14 protein-coding genes and 5 pseudogenes are annotated in these 15,206 nt (G+C 32.8%); 6 read left to right on the forward strand and 13 right to left on the reverse strand.

Annotated features, from left to right (window positions below; genetic code table 11):
• Nucleotides 1–935 precede the first annotated feature (935 nt).
• The 5 genes from CDO51_RS12105 to CDO51_RS12125 all read right to left on the reverse strand — a co-directional run bounded on the left by CDO51_RS12105 (nt 936) and on the right by CDO51_RS12125 (nt 4,931).
• On the reverse strand, nt 936–2,177 hold the full coding sequence (locus tag CDO51_RS12105) for an HD-GYP domain-containing protein (protein WP_089024492.1): 1,242 nt from the start codon (nt 2,175–2,177) through the stop codon (nt 936–938).
• Nucleotides 2,178–2,179: 2 nt separating this feature from the next.
• On the reverse strand, nt 2,180–2,611 hold the full coding sequence (locus CDO51_RS12110; protein WP_089024493.1) for a hypothetical protein: 432 nt from the start codon (nt 2,609–2,611) through the stop codon (nt 2,180–2,182).
• A gap of 92 nt (nt 2,612–2,703) precedes the next feature.
• Entirely contained in the window at nt 2,704–2,883 is a 180-nt protein-coding gene (locus CDO51_RS12115) for a hypothetical protein (RefSeq protein WP_089024494.1), read from the reverse strand.
• A gap of 17 nt (nt 2,884–2,900) precedes the next feature.
• Complete coding sequence (locus CDO51_RS12120) at nt 2,901–4,574, reverse strand: ABC1 kinase family protein (RefSeq protein WP_089024495.1); 1,674 nt, start codon at nt 4,572–4,574, stop codon at nt 2,901–2,903.
• A gap of 24 nt (nt 4,575–4,598) precedes the next feature.
• Nucleotides 4,599–4,931, reverse strand: coding sequence for a phasin family protein (locus tag CDO51_RS12125; RefSeq protein ID WP_089024496.1), 333 nt, complete (start codon nt 4,929–4,931; stop codon nt 4,599–4,601).
• Between the two features lie 159 nt (nt 4,932–5,090).
• Here CDO51_RS12125 and tdh point away from each other — a divergent pair, with 159 nt between their 5' ends.
• Nucleotides 5,091–6,134 carry an L-threonine 3-dehydrogenase gene (tdh, locus tag CDO51_RS12130; RefSeq protein WP_089024497.1) on the forward strand — a complete coding sequence of 348 codons (1,044 nt, stop codon included), beginning with the start codon at nt 5,091–5,093 and terminating at the stop codon, nt 6,132–6,134.
• Nucleotides 6,135–6,161: 27 nt separating this feature from the next.
• Nucleotides 6,162–7,343 (forward strand): glycine C-acetyltransferase, encoded by a 1,182-nt coding sequence (locus CDO51_RS12135; RefSeq protein WP_089024498.1) that lies wholly within the window; start codon nt 6,162–6,164, stop codon nt 7,341–7,343.
• Between the two features lie 30 nt (nt 7,344–7,373).
• Here CDO51_RS12135 and CDO51_RS12140 read toward each other — a convergent pair whose 3' ends face one another.
• Nucleotides 7,374–7,823 carry a hypothetical protein gene (locus tag CDO51_RS12140; RefSeq protein WP_089024499.1) on the reverse strand — a complete coding sequence of 150 codons (450 nt, stop codon included), beginning with the start codon at nt 7,821–7,823 and terminating at the stop codon, nt 7,374–7,376.
• A gap of 98 nt (nt 7,824–7,921) precedes the next feature.
• Between CDO51_RS12140 and CDO51_RS12145 the strand changes: the two genes are divergently transcribed.
• Both CDO51_RS12145 and CDO51_RS15575 read left to right on the forward strand, forming a co-directional pair.
• A complete protein-coding gene (locus tag CDO51_RS12145) occupies nt 7,922–8,287 on the forward strand; it encodes a VOC family protein (protein WP_240503573.1) in 366 nt (121 codons plus the stop codon).
• A 22-nt stretch (nt 8,288–8,309) separates the two neighbouring features.
• A pseudogene (locus tag CDO51_RS15575) lies at nt 8,310–8,513 on the forward strand (anaerobic nitric oxide reductase flavorubredoxin); the annotation flags it as partial.
• Nucleotides 8,514–8,562: 49 nt separating this feature from the next.
• Here the strand turns inward: CDO51_RS15575 and CDO51_RS15580 are convergent.
• Nucleotides 8,563–9,392, reverse strand: a pseudogene (locus CDO51_RS15580) (IS30 family transposase).
• 106 nt (nt 9,393–9,498) lie between these two features.
• On the opposite strand from CDO51_RS15580, the pseudogene CDO51_RS15585 reads away from it, so the two are divergent.
• Both CDO51_RS15585 and CDO51_RS12160 read left to right on the forward strand, forming a co-directional pair.
• A pseudogene (locus CDO51_RS15585) lies at nt 9,499–10,471 on the forward strand (oxygen-binding di-iron domain-containing protein); the annotation flags it as partial.
• Nucleotides 10,471–11,481, forward strand: a complete 1,011-nt coding sequence (locus tag CDO51_RS12160; protein WP_089024501.1) for a potassium channel family protein — start codon at nt 10,471–10,473, stop codon at nt 11,479–11,481. The pseudogene CDO51_RS15585 and the gene CDO51_RS12160, both read left to right, overlap by 1 nt.
• Nucleotides 11,482–11,516: 35 nt before the next feature.
• Here the strand turns inward: CDO51_RS12160 and CDO51_RS12165 are convergent, their stop codons facing one another.
• The 6 genes and pseudogenes from CDO51_RS12165 to CDO51_RS12180 all read right to left on the reverse strand — a co-directional run.
• Nucleotides 11,517–12,689 carry a MalY/PatB family protein gene (locus CDO51_RS12165; protein ID WP_089024502.1) on the reverse strand — a complete coding sequence of 391 codons (1,173 nt, stop codon included), beginning with the start codon at nt 12,687–12,689 and terminating at the stop codon, nt 11,517–11,519.
• A gap of 37 nt (nt 12,690–12,726) precedes the next feature.
• A pseudogene (locus tag CDO51_RS15590) lies at nt 12,727–12,811 on the reverse strand (hypothetical protein); the annotation flags it as partial.
• A complete protein-coding gene (locus CDO51_RS13930; protein WP_158212459.1) occupies nt 12,812–12,988 on the reverse strand; it encodes a hypothetical protein in 177 nt (58 codons plus the stop codon).
• Nucleotides 12,989–13,469: 481 nt separating this feature from the next.
• Entirely contained in the window at nt 13,470–14,333 is an 864-nt protein-coding gene (gene proC / locus CDO51_RS12170; RefSeq protein ID WP_158212460.1) for a pyrroline-5-carboxylate reductase, read from the reverse strand.
• 91 nt (nt 14,334–14,424) lie between these two features.
• Complete coding sequence (locus CDO51_RS12175; RefSeq protein ID WP_158212461.1) at nt 14,425–14,832, reverse strand: DUF4870 domain-containing protein; 408 nt, start codon at nt 14,830–14,832, stop codon at nt 14,425–14,427.
• A 129-nt stretch (nt 14,833–14,961) separates the two neighbouring features.
• Nucleotides 14,962–15,206 (reverse strand): annotated as a pseudogene (locus tag CDO51_RS12180) (group II intron reverse transcriptase/maturase); the annotation flags it as partial.

The following is a 15,206-nucleotide window of genomic DNA, read 5'->3' on the forward strand; positions in this document are numbered from 1 at the left end:
AAGCACGCCGCCAGCGTTCGTCCTGAGCCAGGATCAAACCCTCCTAATTAAATTTAATTAGAAAAGCCGATCTGGCTTATTTATTCAAAACTTAACGCTTGCATCCTGTTCAGTTTTCAAAGAACAATTTAACTGCTCTCTAGCAGGAATTATATAATACCATATCCATTTTGAGAAGTCAAACTTTATTAATAATTTTAATCTTTCGTCGCTTCGTGCGACATTAATTATATTACCACAGATCAAAAAGTGAAGTCAAGAGGGAGGACAAATTAAATATAATACATTTATTACTAAGCGAATAGTATTAAAAAACAATATTCAACTTTAGGAGTGACCTTTAATTGGATAACAGTTTTACTTTTCTCATACTAGCCTATAATGAAGAGAATAGAATTCAAGAAGTTTTAAATGTTATTGTAAATATCCTTATGCCAATATAATAACTTAACATATAACCAAACATTATTATTCAACCTAGGGAAAGGAGCTGCATTACATACGGAATCGATTTTGTTAAAGAATCCCCCTTTTTAGTTTTTTTAGATGCTAATTTGATCAATTTGGCAAAACGACATATTGAAAATTTATTATTCCCACTAAGAAATAATAATATAGATAGGAAAATTGGAATGTTATCATATGGAGGAAACACAAAATTTTTGCGGAATTTTAAACGGTCAACGAGCACTTACACAAAATTATATTGAACAACTACCACCACTTCACAACTTGCGGTTTGGAGTTGGAATTTTTTTGAGTAGGTTCGCAGATTATACAAAAGTTGGAGTAGCTCACCCTATTCTAAAGGGCCTGACTCATTGGACCATAGAAGAAAAGTTTGGTTATATAATGGTTTTAAGTTTAGACTACAAATGTACAAAGAAGTTTACACACTTTATTAACTTGGAAGCGATATATCTAACATTATTAAGTTATATCATTATGTTCTCATCTTGTTGTTGAGCCTTTTTTCTAATTTGGTCGAAATAATCAAAATCCTTAATAACGATATCTACAATATATTGATCTAGCTTTTTGGTTTCACTCATTTCTTTTAGTATTTTTATAACTTTGTCTTTAGACATACCTGTTCGATATGGACGTTCTTCCGTAATAGCAGTAAACACATCTGCAACTGCCATGATCTTACTCCCTAATGGTAAATTTCTTTCACAATAGTGAAACGGGTATCCTTTGCCATCTAAACGTTCATGATGTAAAGAAGCCCAAGTATTTATAACGGATAATTCTGGAACACGTTCTAATGATCGAAATGTGTAATATGTGTGGTTTTTCATTAAATCAAACTCATCTTCATCTAGCTTACCGGGTTTATCTAACACTTTATTAGGTATAGCTAATTTCCCTAAATCATGTAAATATCCGGCAATCTCCATCATTTTGCATTCAAAATCTGAAAAGCCTACTCTTGATGCTATGTTTTTTGCAGTAATAGCTACACCATCTGAATGAGTAGCTGTAAAAGAACTGCTCAGATCGATGATACGGCGAAATGATTTTGAAACTTCCATCAATTCATCTATTCCTAGCTCATAATTGTAGTTATCACTATTTTTTAGTAATAACCTTTCCCCTAAAGCAGGATGAGTTATATCCAACCAAAAATATTCTTTTATTGCTAAAGACTCAAGGGCATCTACTAGTTTAGGATCGAAAAGTCCTCCCTTTTCTTTATTAATTAAACTTATAATCTTATCTTTTTGGGTTAAGACATTACTATCATCTTCTATTAAAACACTTAACCTGTCAGCTAAATGAAGAATTTGACTTTCAATTAAGATATCATTGTTACTATATTGGTTTTGTTGGTTCCAAGGTACATGATGATATCTAATCATTTTCGCAATATCTTTAAAGTACGGTAAGTCTTTTAATAATTGAAAACCAACTTCAGCATGACGGTGGGGTTTTTCTAATTCAAAACGTAAATTATCTATTCTTTCCTTGTCTGATAAAGCACCACTGTCATGAAGAAGTCCTGCTAAAACTAGCTCTTCGAGTCTGTTATCATCTAAACCATATTCTTTTCCTATATTTAAAGAGATATAGGACACTTTTTTATGATGATCAACAACATTAGGACTAACTAAATCCATTGCGTCAGTTAAACTCATACTTATATCAAATAACGATATCGTGAATTCACCTATCATATTTATCCCTCTTCTCCCTTGTGTCTTTCTACTTCTAGTTGACTACAGATTAATTTCCTAATTAACAAAACTAACAAACCTGTAAATGCTAGGGGAGTGATTAATTCACTTATGCGTATATTTAATGTTAAAATCCCCTCAATATCAACAAACAAATGATGTGGTAAAAATCTCACTTCTAAACTTTCAAAAACAGGAGCCCAAATAGCTAGTACATAAAATGTAATATGTATCGTTATACCCACCAGGATAGCGATAATACTACGATATTTAATTAAAACATGAATCAACAAAGTTAAAGAGAGTATAAACATAATATATATTAAAAGATTTATATACATAAGTAAAAGACCGAAAATTGATAGCATTTCTAATATAACAATAGCTGCGATCCAAAAACTCAAAAGGCATGTCCCAATAGTTATGTCAGTCATAACCCACCAAAAAGACAGTTCATTTAAAAAGTATAACTTCTTAGAAAGGGAGGTGAGCCTTTTGTTGAAAAAAATCACGAATAAAGTTGGTGTTAAAAATATAAGAAAAAGTGCATAATTATTAAAAAAACAATTGATGATAATTCTTGTAGGTTCTGTTTAAATAACAGAAAAATACCTACTATGAGATTAAAAATTAATATTAATTGAATATAAAATCTACTCCAAAAATATTTTAATTCATTTATAATATATTCTAATTGTTCGTCCATAATCATTTCTCCTTTTGTCAAAACCTTCCTGATCTAAATATTGAAAATAACAACCACAAAAACATAAACATTGCAATTATAAAACCAACCTCTACAGCAGGAACTTGCCAAATTACTGATGCTCGATCACTTACAGAAGATCCTATTATTAGACCAGACATAATAATACTAAATGCTAATAATACAATACTAAATGCCAGCCGGTTTCCAATCCTGTCAAGTTTTTTTAGCAATGTATCAAATTGTGGCACTTTAATTTCAAGAGTACCTTTTCCCTTTTTTAAAACACTCATTAATTCTCTTATTTCTCCGGGAAGTTCAAACATCATCTCCCCATAATCTTTAATATTATTAGTCAAAGAATCCCATATGTTTTCGGGGCTGAACTTGTCTTTAACCATTTTATGACCGAAAGGTTCAGCTATTTCAACTATACTTATATCTGAGTCTAATTCTTTAACTACTCCTTCTAAAGTGAGAAAAGTCTTACCTAAAAGAGTCAAGTCTGATGGGATTTGTATTTTATGTCTAAAAGCTAGATCAAAAAAATCTTCTATAGCTTCTCCTAAACTCATCTGCTTTAATGGTAAATGATAATACTTATCTCTTACAATCATTACATCTCGCTTTAACCTATTAATATTTACATCATCTGGAAGAAATCCTATTTTCATGATATTCTTTACTATTCCATCAACATCCTGCCTGATTACAGATATCATTAGTGAAGCAAAGCGATTTTTCATTTCAGGGGTGAGTTGTCCAACTATCCCAAAATCAGTGAACGCTATACTTCCATTATTTTTAATTATAAAGTTTCCGGGGTGAGGATCTCCATGAAAGAACCCCTCCATAAAGACTTGTTCAAGAAAAGATTCAGTTAGCTTTTTTGCTACCGTCTTTTTATCATGATTAGTTGATTCTTTCATAACATTTTTTAACTTGGTTCCGTTTACTAGTTCCATTGTAATAACTCTTTTAGTTGTATAGTCCCAGTAAATTTCAGGTATGTAAATATCTTTATTATCTTTAAAAATGTTTTTAAACTTCACTGTATTTCTAGCTTCTAATGTGTAATTTAACTCCTTTCTTATTGATGTACTAAATTCTTGTACAATTTCTTTCAGATTATATTGAGATACGAATTGAAACCTAAGTTCTGCAAGACTAACTAAATCTGATAATATTTCTAAATCTGTTTCTACAATTGAAGTGATCCCTGGCCTTTGTATTTTAACTACAGCTTCATGACCCGATTTAAGCTGCGCCGTATGGACTTGACCAATCGACGCAGCTGCTAAAGGTTTATAGTTAACATTTTTGAAGATATTATCTATAGAAGTCTCGAATTCTTGTTCAATGATTTCCTTAACATAGTCATAGGTAAAAGCATCTACATGGTCTTGTAACTTATCTAATTCTCTGATTATATGTTCTGGAAAAATATCCGGTCTTGTACTTAATAGTTGACCAAGTTTGATGAAAGTCGGACCTAATTCTTCAAATGCATAGCGAAGTCTTACTCCAACTGGTTTAGGTTCTTGTGGTTTGTTATCTTTTAACAATCGACCCGGTAATGATAACATATGGTGTAGGCCTAATTCTTCTATCAAGAATCCAAACCCATGTTTTGTAAAAGTAGCTACAATTTCCCGGTAGCGGTTTAATTGCCTAATTCTCCGTTTAAACATACAGACCACCTTACCTCACTTAAATTATTCTTCACTATCATCTTTATTTCTTTGGTATTCGATCTTATCTACCTTTTTTTCTAGTAGACTTAATCTACTTTTAATTTCTTCTACTTCATCTCTTGAGGCAGTATCTAACTCTCTTAAATTTTGTTGTACTTGCTCCTTAATCATATGCATTAATCGTTCTCTTTCGTCCTCACCACGTTCTAACATTTGATCAATAACCCTTTTGGATTCTTCGGGAGCTACTTCTCCCTTTTTTACCAAATCATCAACCATTGTTTCAATTTGTTCTTTACTCGTTATCGCCAACCCTAGGCCAAAGGCAAAACTTTTCTTAACTAAATTTTTCATCTATAGCTAACCTCCTTTAGAAAATTTTTCATTAATATTTTGATTTCCTGTTAGTATTTATATTATACTATTTATTGGAGATAACAAAAAGGATTTTGCAGATTATTGTCAAATTGTAATAATGACAATAATTAAGAATTTAAGAATGGGAGTGATTTTTTGAAAACCACGATGAAAGCTTTAGTTAAAGCTAATAGAGGTGAAGGTGCCGAACTCAGAGAAGTTCCTATCCCATCACCAAAAGAAGACGAAGTTCTTGTTAAAGTTACTGCTACAGCAATCTGTGGTACAGACATTCATATCTATAAATGGGACAATTGGTCTGATGGCAGAATCAAACCACCACTTACATTTGGTCATGAATTCTGTGGCGAAATAGTTGAAACTGGTAGTAAAGTTACTGATTTAGAGGTTGGTACTAGAGTTACAGCAGAAGGTCATTTTGTTTGCGGAAGTTGTTATTTTTGTAAGACTGGTCAAGCTCATATCTGCGAAGATGTTGAAATCATTGGTGTAGACACGGAAGGTTGTTTTGCAGAATATTTAGTTGTTCCAAGAGAAAATGTGTGGGTTTTAGACCCTAAAATTCCTGAAGATGTTGCTGCAATTCATGATCCATTAGGTAACGCAGTGCATGCAACTCTTATTGATGAAATAGTAGGTAATGATGTCTTAATTACTGGATGTGGTCCTATCGGCCTAGCATCAATTGCAGTTGCAAAAAAAGCAGGAGCTTCTCAAGTAATAGTCACTGATATTAACAGTTACAGACTTTCTTTAGCAAAAGAAATGGGTGCTGATTTAGCGCTAAACCCACAAGAAAATAACGTAGTAGAAGAAGTAATGAAAAACACTCAAAATCAAGGTGTTGATGTACTTTTAGAAATGGCTGGACACAACACAGCTATAAATGATGGACTCAAAGCTTTAAAAGGTGGCGGATGGGTTTCTTTCCTTGGTATCCCAGGAGGGCAAACCCAGATTGATTTAGCTGATGGTATAATTTTCAAAGGTGCTAAAGCTTACGGTATAAACGGGCGATTAATGTACGATACTTGGTATAAGATGCACAAATTACTTAAAGGTGGCTTAATTGAAGATTTAGAACCACTTATTACTCACAAGTTTTCTTTAGACGAGTATGAAAAGGCTTTTGAGTTAGCAAAACAAGGGAATACTGGAAAGATCATTCTTTATCCTTAATTATTAATTAAAAGAGAGGTGTCTATCATGTCATCAAATAAGCATTTAGATTTTATTGAGAATGATTTAAATGAACTTAAAGAAAAAGGTCTTTACAAAAACATAAAGACAATTGAAAGTCCACAAGGTGCATGGGTAAATATTAAAGGAAAAAAAGTTTTAAATTTCTGTTCTAATAACTACTTAGGAATGGCTAACCATCCAAGGGTAACCGATGCAGCTAAAAATGCTATAAAAGACTATGGTGTAGGACCTGGTGCTGTAAGAACTATTGCAGGTGATATGGACATACATCAAAAACTAGAAAAAAAGTTAGCTGAGTTCAAAGGTGTAGAAGCTGCACTTTCAGTCCAGTCAGGGTTTAAAGCGAACCTTTCTGCCATTCCTTCTCTTGTTGGCAAAGGAGACACTATAATTAGTGATGCATTAAACCACGCTAGTATTATTGATGGTAGTAGGTTGAGTAGAGCAGAAATTAAAGTTTATTCTCATAACGATGTAAATGAATTAGAAGAAATTTTAAAACAAAATCCACCGGGCAAAAAGCTAATCATCACAGACGGTGTTTTCAGTATGGATGGTGACATTGCTCCACTACCTGAAATTGTCGAACTAGCAGAAAAATATGGAGCTATGACTTTAGTTGATGACGCTCACGGTGAAGGTGTGCTTGGTGATAGTGGAAAAGGTATTGTAGATCATTTTGGTCTTCATGGTAGAGTAGATGTTGAAGTTGGTACTTTTTCAAAGGCATTAGGAGTAATGGGCGGTTGTATAGCAGGAAGTAAACAAATAGTAGAGTATATCAAACAAAAAGCTAGACCTTTTACTTTCAGTTCTGCTCTAACTGTGCCTGATACCGCTGCAACCCTAGAGGCAATTAACATCCTATCTGAAAGTGATGAATTAGTTCTTAAACTTTGGGATAATGCTGAATACTTCAAACAGGGTGTAAGGGATCTTGGTTTAGACACTGGTGGTTCAGAAACACCTATCACTCCTGTAATGATCGGAGATGCAAAAGATGCAACTACTTTCAGTGAACGCTTATTCAAAGAAGATGTCTTTGCTCAAGCAATTGGTTTTCCATTAGTACCTCAGGGTCAAGCACGTATAAGAGCAATGATTTCAGCTGCACATAGCAAAGAGGATTTAGATTTCGCTCTTGATAAGTTCGCAAAGGTAGGTAAAGAAATGAATTTAATTTAAACATTAACCCTCTTCATTTACTGAAGAGGGTTAATGAATTTCAATTTCTAATATTTCACTGAGATTTTCACCAGGGGCACCAAAATAGTATGTGATTTCGTCATTTTTAGAGATTGAACCGATTATTTCTTTAAAATCATTAGAAAAGCTTATAGCACCAGTTAGTAAACCTATGTCTGTTTGGTTATCATGAATTATTACAACCATCTTTCCATTTTGTTTCTCAATATCAGTTAATTCTGTTACAAAATATATTTCTTTTCCTTCTATCTCAAATGTGCCAGTAAAACCAGGTTCATCAAAATATGATTTAGAATATTCACCTTCTAAATTAATAACAATCTCTTCTTTTACTGAACCATCAATTGTGTAAACTATACCTGGATATTCTTTATTAACTTCTTCGGTATTATCATTTAAAATAAAAAATCCTACTACTAAGACTAAAACAACAGCTAGTGCAATTAAAAAATTACGCAAACATCTCCCTCCTTAATCATAATCTACATATGAACTTAATTTCGGCAAACTTTGACAATTTCCCTTTTTAAAATGTAAAGTAAAATTACAAATGTGAGGTGATTTCTATTAATTGGACAGGAATAGTTACTTTTTTTGGTACAGATGACCTTGAAAAGGTCCATAATTTTTATCATAACACACTAAACCTCCCACTGTATAAAGATCAAGGTGCTTGTAAGATTTATCAGATCCCTGGTGATGGTCTATTAGGGTTTTGTCAGCATTTAGAGACAAATTCTAAATATAAAAGCCCTATCATAACACTACTAGCTGATGATGTAGATCAAGCATATAATAATCTTGTTAGTATGGGATATTCACCCTATTCTAAACCAAAACTAAATCCCGATTTTAATATTTATCATTTTTTCATTAACGACCCAGATGGTTATAGTTTAGAAATCCAAAAATTTCTCGATTAAGTAAAATAAAGGAGGAAGGTCGTTGAATATTAAAATTACTGATTCTGTTTTTTGGGTTAAAAAGATAGATTAGGACCTCAGATCTTTTCATGGAAATGAGTACTCTACTCATAGAGATACAAGTTATAATTCATATTTAGTTAGAGATGAAAAAACCGTATTAATTGATACTGTATGGAAACCCTATACAGAAGAAATTGTTAATAACTTAAAAAAAGAAATTAATCGTGAATTGCAATATTAGATTGAACTAGTTTTCAACTGTAATATAAAGATCATTCAAGTAAGACCTTACACTGTTCAAGAAAAGCTTCATCTGGTGTTAAGTGATCAAGGATTTTCCTAGACAAAGTATTGCACCAGACTTGAACTTTAGCAATTGCTTCTGTAGAAAAATCAGCGAGGCTCTTCCCTTTCGGGATATGCGTCTAATAAGGCCGTTATGACGTTCGTTAGTTCCTCTTTCTCCAGAAGCGTAAGGGGGGCAAAGTAAACTTTGGTGTTGCAAGTTTTCTCTAGAGATGCTAGTTCTGCAAACTCTAATCCATTATCAGCAGTAAAGCTCTTGAAAACTTTTAAAAACTATCACCCATTTCATTAGCCAAGTTTGCTAGAGCTTTTTGTACAGCTTCAGCCGTCTTAGCAGGTATTTTACGTATGATTTCTTTGCGGGTTTGTCTTTCGGTGTTAGTTAGTAGTACTGGTTCAGTTTTTGTTTTCTTACAAATTAAAGTGTCAATTTCTCAGTGGCCAAAGACCTGACGATCATTAACTTCTTTTGGACGTTCACTGAGAATAGATATGTAGCATGATCTATGAACTCTTCACATTGTAGAAATTTAAATTTAGAACCACAGTTTTTACGGTTTCGTTCGTATATTCTTTTAGCTGTATCTGGATAGTAGATTTTACATAGTTTAAGAGCCTTGATTTGGGTAACTGTACCTCGTTTTAATTCATTACGAATTGTGTTTGGTACTCTATTTTAAATTTTACCAATGGCGTATGGATATCCTTGCTTATCTAGTAACTCGATTTTTCCTCGCTCGAAATCATTTAAATGTTTATTCTTGCGGGAAGTTGGTGTATCATTAAGGGGATCCATAGTGTGCACCCTTCCTGTAATTAGTTATTTTGTGGTGATTTAATTATATTGCAGTTGGGTCCACTATGAGTTTTCATTTAGTTCAATTTGATTTTACAATTAAGCAAAAGAAATTAATTTAAACGAAATTGATTATATTATTACAAATCATGCAGAAATTGATCATAGTGGAGCTTTACCAAAACTACTAATGAAATACCAAAAGTACCTATTTATACCACTAAAAATGGTATTAAAAATCTCAAAGTACACTTCCATAAAGATTGGAACTTTGTAGAAGTAAAAAATGGTGACCAATTAAATCTTGGAGAAAAAACACTGACCTTTATTGAAGCACGGATGTTACATTGGCCTGATAGTACCTTCTGTTATTTAGATAAAGATAATATTTTATTTTCTAATGATGCTTTTGGTCAGCACTACCCTTCTGAGCATCTTTTTAACGATCTAGTCGATGAAGCTGAATTATACCAGGAAGCATTGAAATACTATGCAAATATATTAACTCCGTTTAGTAAACTCGTTGAAAACAAAATCAAAAACTCGAACTTCCCATAAACACAATCTGTACAAGTCATGGAGTGATTTGGAGAGACAATCCTTCTCAAATAATAGAAAAATATTTAGAGTAGGCGAAAAATTATCAAGAAAACCAAATAACTATCATCTATAAAACTATGTGGGAAGGAACTCGTAGATTAGCAGAGGCTATAGCTCAAGGGATTAGAGACGTTTCCCCAAATACAACTGTGAAGTTATATAACGCTTCTAAAACTGATAAAAACGATTTAATTACCGAAGTTTTTAAATCAAAAGCACTTTTAATGGGGTCACCTACTAGAAATCATTAAAGGTTTTAAATTCAAAAATAAATCTGAGTCGCTTTTGGTTGTTATGGTTGGAGCGGTGAATCAGCCGATTTAGTTTCAAAAGAGCTTACAGAGTCTGGTTTTGATGTGGCAGGTGATCCTTTTAAAGTTGAATGGAACCCGAGTGATGCTGCACTAGAAAAAGCGCGAGAATATGGCAAAGTTTCGCAACAAAACTCTGTTAAAATTCAAATTTTGAGGATGATATAATGAGTGAAAAGAAAAAGCTTGTATATATATTAATTTCTGTTCTTTTACTATTAATAATTGGAACATTAGGATATTATTTATTAACAGACTTATCTTTATTTAATTCTTTTTACATGACAATAATTACAGTTTCTACCGTAGGCTATAAAGAAATAGGTGAATTAGACGTTTTAGGTAGACTATTTACCGTATTCATTATCTTTGGAGGCCTTAGTCTGGTTTTCTACGCCTTTACAAATTTCACATCTTTTTTAATAGAAGGTGAATTAAGAGATATCTTTAGGAGGAGAAGCATGCAATCAAAAATTGAACAATTATCTAATCATTACATCTTATGTGGTGCTGGTGAGACTGGTCACAGTGTTATTGAACAATTTTCAAAAACTGATTCACCTCTTTTGGTAGTTGAAGATAACAAAGATAAAGTTAATAATCTCATTGAACAAGGTATAATGGCTATCCAAGGAGATGCAACTTATGAACCTACATTGCACAAAGCAAAAATTGACAAAGCACAAGGACTTATAACTTCTCTACCAAGTGACGCTGACAATGTTTTAATTGTATTAACTGCTCGTGAACTTAACCAGAACTTATACATAGTTTCTCGTGCCATTGAAAAAAATGCTGATGTTAAACTAAAACGTGCTGGTGCTGACAATACAATCTCACCTAATGTATTAGGTGGAGCAAGAATGGCTTCTTTACTTTTAAGGCCTACCGTAGTTTCTTTTCTAGATGTAATTACACAGGCTGGAGAAGAGCTTTTAGACCTTGAAGATGTTGTAATTTGTGATAATTCTGATCTTGTTGGTAAAAGTTTAGAACAAGCTAGGATCCCAGAGCGAACTGGATTAATCGTTCTAGCTTTAAAAAATCAGGGAAGCTCAGAACTTAGATTAAACCCAAGTTCTGATGAGGTTTTATCAGCAGGTAATACTATGCTGGTTTTAGGAAAGATTGAACAAGTTGACACTTTAAGAGAACTAGCCTGTGATCGAAGAACATAATAAGATGAGCCATGTTTAATACATGGCTCATCTTATTATGTTAAAACTTTAGAAATTCTTTTTAACCCTCTATCTAATAATTCTCTAGGACAACCAAAATTAATTCTTAAAAAACCTTCGCCCCCTTCACCAAATCTATTCCCTGGTAAAAGAGCTACTTTACCTTCCTTGATAAGTTTAGTATATATTTTATTTGAACTCATACTTGTTTCTCTAATATCTAACCATGCTAAAAAAGTTCCTTCTGATTTAGTTACCTTGATTTGTGGGATATTCTTTTGTATATAATCTTCTAAATACAGGTAATTATCTGTCAGATAATGTCTTAAATTATCTAACCAAGGTTCTCCGTACTTATAACAAGCTGTTTGAGCTGTTAGTCCAAAAATATTTGGTTTACTTATTCCATTGGCCTTTAAAGTATTTTTAAATTCTTCTCTAATAAACTCATCTGGTATGATCACATTAGAAATTTGTAGACCTGCTATATTAAAGGTCTTTGCTGCAGAAGTGCACAATATAGTTGGAACCTTTTCTTCTGTCGCTATTTGTAAAAATGAGATATGTTGTTCATTAATAAAAGTTAGGTCTGAATGAATTTCATCAGAAACTATTAGAACACCATGCTTTTTGCAAAGTTTAGCTATTTTAACCAATTCTTCTCTACTCCAAACTCTACCTACAGGATTGTGAGGACTACATAGTAATAATAACTTAGCTCGACTATCTGAAAGTTTGATTTCTAGGTCATCAAAGTCTATATAATATTTGTTAGAACTCCTTTTAAGCACATTATTAGCAACATGACAGCCATTCTTTCTAATAGCATCAAAGAAAGGAGGATAAACTGGAGACTGTAAAACAACTTTATCACCTGGATTTGTAAATGTTCGGATAATCATATTAAGAGCAGGAACTACTCCTGGAGTTATAGATATCCATTCTTTTTCTATACTAATTCCAAAACGATTTAAAAACCACTGTGTTATTGATTTATAATATTCTTCATAGTCACCAGCGTAACCATAAACCCCATGTTTTGCCCGCTTGGTCAGAACTTCTTGTACTTGTTTTGGAGACTCAAAGTCCATATCCGCTACCCACATAGGAATAACATTTTTTTCTCCGAAAAATTTTTTAGCTTCATCCCATTTATACGAATTAGTATTGTAGCGGTCAATAACCTTATCAAACTCTACTTTAGTCAATAAATGCACCTCCACTCCCTTTAGTTTAAAATCACAATCATTCCCGAATTTGACCTGTACCAAAAACAATATTTTGTGCTAGTAAGTTCAGTTAGTCCCATAGGTCCCCTGGCATGAAGTTTTTAGGTACTTATTGCCCCAGTTTGTAACACAGATACTGTACTATTTTCTACAACGCTTCGTATCAGCTTATTTCCACCTCTAGGAACAATAGCATCAAGTAAACCATCTAACCTTTCATTCACTTGTTCTTTATCACTTGAGTCTAATAAATTTATTAAATATGTATGTAAAAACAATTTGATATAAACCAGTCTTCAAAGATTTTACAATTGATCTATTAGAGTTTAAAGCTTCCCTATTTCCTCTCAAGATAATGCCATTCCCGGACTTTAAAGACAGTGTTAAGGAGCACTAGTATATGAGTCGGGGCTAATTCTCTTATCCTCATTATATTCATCCTTTTATCTTAATACTACATTACATTTTCAATTAATACTATATTATCATGATGTATTATTTCTTCACCAGAATTGTACCCTAAAACATTGACGATTTCAACTTTCCTTTTATAAACCAATTTCTTCACTTGAATACTGCACTATACAGTGTTAAGTTTCCCAGAACCCGCTCATATAGCTCCTGAAGTAACTAAAACTACATTATACCTTTAGAAATTGCATCTGATAACTGTCTGACTAATTGTTCCATATAAGTAAAGTCAATCTTTCCAGTTGGAGGTAATAGTATTTGTTCTAACTTTAACTACAATTTATATATTCAATCTTGTTTGTTATCACTATCATCATTCCCTTGTTGTGATCCCTGTTTAATTTCATAAGCTCGGTGACTACTAAGTTCAACAGCTTTCATGAAAGCTCCACGAATAGCATTATCTTCTAAATATTGAACTGCTTGAATTGTTGTTCCACCTGGAGAAGAGACCATATCTTTTAATTCTTCTGGATGTTTGTCTGTCTCTAAAACCATCTTAGCAGCACCTTGAACAGTTTGGGCAGCTAAAATCTTACTTTGTTCATGGGAGAGTCCTTGTTTTACACCACCACTAGTTAGAGCTTGTATTAGCATAAACACATACGCCGGTCCACTTCCTGACAAGCCTGTCACTGCATCCATTTGCTCTTCAGAAACTTCAATAACCTCACCAGTACTTTTAACTAAATCACTAACTAATTTAATCTCTTGATTATCTGTTCTATTATTGTATGCCATAGCTGTTACTCCGTGTCCAATTAAACATGGAGTATTTGGCATCAATCTAATAACTTTAGCAGTAGAATCTAATTTTTCTTCAATAAAACTAATACTAACACCAACTACTACACTCACAAAGATCTTATTATCAATATCTTTATTAGATATATTTTCTAATAAGTTAGATAGGTCTTGTGGTTTTATTGATAAAAAAATAACGTTACATTGATCTACTAGCTCTTCAATAGATGAAGCTTCTGTAACATTATGGCTTTCTTGTAGATTGATAACTTTTTCTTTAGATCTATTAAACACAACTACGTTTTCAGCTGGTAAAGTTTTACTGTCTATAAAGCCTTTAATAAGACTTTGTCCCATATTGCCAACACCAATGACCCCTACTTTTAAATTAGGATTATTTAAGTTCATCATTTTTCCTCCTTAAATCTGTACTTTTTAAAGATGATTTCTGTTGATTATAGCGAAATTCAATTTTATTGACAAGCTATTTTGGTTAACATTATAACCTATCAATAAAGTCACCAATTACAATATATTTAAACTCTTCTCCCTGAAATGCTTGTAATGACGCAAATATTGCATAACCATAAATCATTAAAGAAATCACTACTCTAATACCTACAAGAGAAACCATCGGAATAATACTTAATAAACCCTGTCCCATAATGAAGCCAGTCCCTAGAAATCCGCCGATAGCCCCTCCAATAAAAACTAAGTTAATAGCCCAACTAATAAGTAAAATTACCACCTGATATCCTAAAGCTTGCTTTGCATGGTATTCTATAAATTTAGAATAATCTTTTTTGGTTATATAAATCATTAAGGTAGCTATAGTTCCTATAAAGTCTAAAAAGATAGCTAGATGAGATAATCCCGCAAAAATTTTATCATCACTCTTTAAACTCAAAATCGATCCCTCCCTTTTATACTCATTATATTTATACTTTAGCAATAAGTCCAATCGAGTAGGAGGTAGATAATTAATTTATCTACCGACCTCTCACACCACCAAGCATACCGTCCGGTACTTGGCGGTTCAATGATTTAAGTGCAGTACCTCGTATCGTTTGGATATGTCATCATATCCAATTGATGCGAGGTATTCATTTGTTAATGACCTTGATAATATCCAGCTATTGGCTATCCGCCAATAACCTTTCCGAGTGTTTGCCCATTCCCAAGCTTTCCCTTTAGCTATTCCAAGTCGTTTGAGGTTCTTAAACCTCGCACTTATTTTCTTCCATTGCTTCCACAAGTACATTCGAATTCTACGCCTAATCC

It is taken from the genome of Natranaerobius trueperi, assembly GCF_002216005.1.
Taxonomy (GTDB): Bacteria; Bacillota; Natranaerobiia; order Natranaerobiales; family Natranaerobiaceae; genus Natranaerobius_A; species Natranaerobius_A trueperi.

Excerpts from the sequence above, each read along its gene's own strand:
- CDO51_RS12120 (WP_089024495.1), bottom strand. The coding sequence starts at position 4,574 with ATGTTTAAACGGAGAATTAGGCAATTAAACCGCTACCGGGAAATTGTA.
- CDO51_RS12110 (WP_089024493.1), bottom strand. The coding sequence starts at position 2,611 with ATGACTGACATAACTATTGGGACATGCCTTTTGAGTTTTTGGATCGCA.
- CDO51_RS12160 (WP_089024501.1), top strand. The coding sequence starts at position 10,471 with ATGAGTGAAAAGAAAAAGCTTGTATATATATTAATTTCTGTTCTTTTA.
- CDO51_RS12125 (WP_089024496.1), bottom strand. The coding sequence starts at position 4,931 with ATGAAAAATTTAGTTAAGAAAAGTTTTGCCTTTGGCCTAGGGTTGGCG.
- proC (WP_158212460.1), bottom strand. The coding sequence starts at position 14,333 with ATGAACTTAAATAATCCTAATTTAAAAGTAGGGGTCATTGGTGTTGGC.
- CDO51_RS12135 (WP_089024498.1), top strand. The coding sequence starts at position 6,162 with ATGTCATCAAATAAGCATTTAGATTTTATTGAGAATGATTTAAATGAA.
- CDO51_RS12115 (WP_089024494.1), bottom strand. The coding sequence starts at position 2,883 with ATGGACGAACAATTAGAATATATTATAAATGAATTAAAATATTTTTGG.
- CDO51_RS12105 (WP_089024492.1), bottom strand. The coding sequence starts at position 2,177 with ATGATAGGTGAATTCACGATATCGTTATTTGATATAAGTATGAGTTTA.